General features: G+C 27.5%; 3 protein-coding genes. 2 read left to right on the forward strand and 1 reads right to left on the reverse strand.

Annotated features, from left to right (window positions below):
• Window positions 1-37 precede the first annotated feature (37 nt).
• On the reverse strand, window positions 38-595 hold the full coding sequence (locus ACYSNU_RS18885) for a DUF6434 domain-containing protein (RefSeq protein ID WP_461738614.1): 558 nt from the start codon (window positions 593-595) through the stop codon (window positions 38-40).
• A gap of 207 nt (window positions 596-802) precedes the next feature.
• Here ACYSNU_RS18885 and ACYSNU_RS18890 point away from each other — a divergent pair, with 207 nt between their 5' ends.
• Both ACYSNU_RS18890 and ACYSNU_RS18895 read left to right on the forward strand, forming a co-directional pair.
• Entirely contained in the window at window positions 803-1,114 is a 312-nt protein-coding gene (locus tag ACYSNU_RS18890; RefSeq protein WP_461738615.1) for a hypothetical protein, read from the forward strand.
• 1 nt (window position 1,115) lies between these two features.
• Complete coding sequence (locus ACYSNU_RS18895) at window positions 1,116-1,310, forward strand: helix-turn-helix transcriptional regulator (RefSeq protein ID WP_461738616.1); 195 nt, start codon at window positions 1,116-1,118, stop codon at window positions 1,308-1,310.
• Window positions 1,311-1,332 lie beyond the last annotated feature (22 nt).

Genomic DNA, 1,332 nt, shown 5'->3' on the forward strand with positions numbered 1-1,332 from the left:
GCTACTTTGGATAATCGACATTATGTGAACTAGGGAGTTAAATAACTTTCAAATCTTCTTTTTCGTACCTATTATGTCCTGGGAGTCCTTTTTTATAATTCCAACACTTGATAGCATTCGACAAATTTTGATTTTTATTTTCTAAGAAAAAATCTCTAATGTAAGTATTGTATTCAAACTGAGAATCTATTTTGGTTGGTTTTATAGTTGAAATTGTTGGATATATCGAGATTGCATCAGCATACGTTTTTCCAGAGTTGTTTTTAAGCCATTTTTGAAAAGCAACTTTAAATTTAAAGTTTGAACCAATTTCTTTTAAGAAAAATCTTCTATGCACTTCTGAGCAAACAATATTCTCCTCTATGATGCTATCTACAGTTAGTTCAATAGGAATTTTGGTTACTTTTTTATTTTTGGGACTTTCTTGTATTTGGCCGCTTTTTATATATTCAAATATTCGTTCTGTTAATATTTCTTTACTGCCTGATGTCGGAATATTTTGAGATTTACAAAAAACTACTAACTCTTCTTTCAAATAATAAAAATTTTGGAATATATAAGGATTCATTTCTTTTGAAATTGATGGTCGTTCCATCGGTTATCTTTCCCCTGTCTTTAAATTTTCAACTTGCGTTTAGAGTATATCAGATTTTCAACTTGCATCTTTATTCCGCAAGAAAATTACTTGGCATAAGGAATTTTATGTAAATCTAACTTCATATGTAAAAAGTTTTTGACAAAAAAACATGACTATGATAACTTATTAATGTAAAATACTTTTTACAAAAAAGGAGAGATAGTCATGAATAAAGGATATATTGCACTATGGGTATTGGGATTAATCTTATTAATAATAGATTTTAGTATAGTCGTATCATTATTTAAAAAAGGGGATGAGCGTAGGCAATTAATTGTATGGAAATCAAGTACTTACGCTTTTTCAGTAACAATTTTAATATTAATTCTAGATTGTGTAACAGCACTATTGAGTACTGGATTAAATTTAGCTACAGATAAATTCGATAATAATTCTAGTCCTTTTTCTTTACTAACAATAATATCCATAGTCTATTTTATATCGTTAAAGTATAATCAAAAAAAACTGGGTAGTTAACATGAAAAATATAATTAAGGAAAAAAGAACTCAAATTAAGCTATCACAAGAAGAATTAGCTAAAAAGTGTAATGTTTCAAGACAGACTATTAATGCTATTGAGAATAACAAATATGATCCAACCCTTTCTTTAGCTTTTAACTTAGCTAAAGAACTAGGAGTTACTGTAGATGAATTATTTCAAAGTGGTAATTAGTTTGATTAACTTGTTATAACGT

Source organism: Enterococcus sp. LJL120 (assembly GCF_054871765.1).

Coding starts and splice junctions, on each gene's coding strand:
- ACYSNU_RS18890 (WP_461738615.1), top strand. CDS start 803: ATGAATAAAGGATATATTGCACTATGGGTATTGGGATTAATCTTATTA.
- ACYSNU_RS18885 (WP_461738614.1), bottom strand. CDS start 595: ATGGAACGACCATCAATTTCAAAAGAAATGAATCCTTATATATTCCAA.
- ACYSNU_RS18895 (WP_461738616.1), top strand. CDS start 1,116: ATGAAAAATATAATTAAGGAAAAAAGAACTCAAATTAAGCTATCACAA.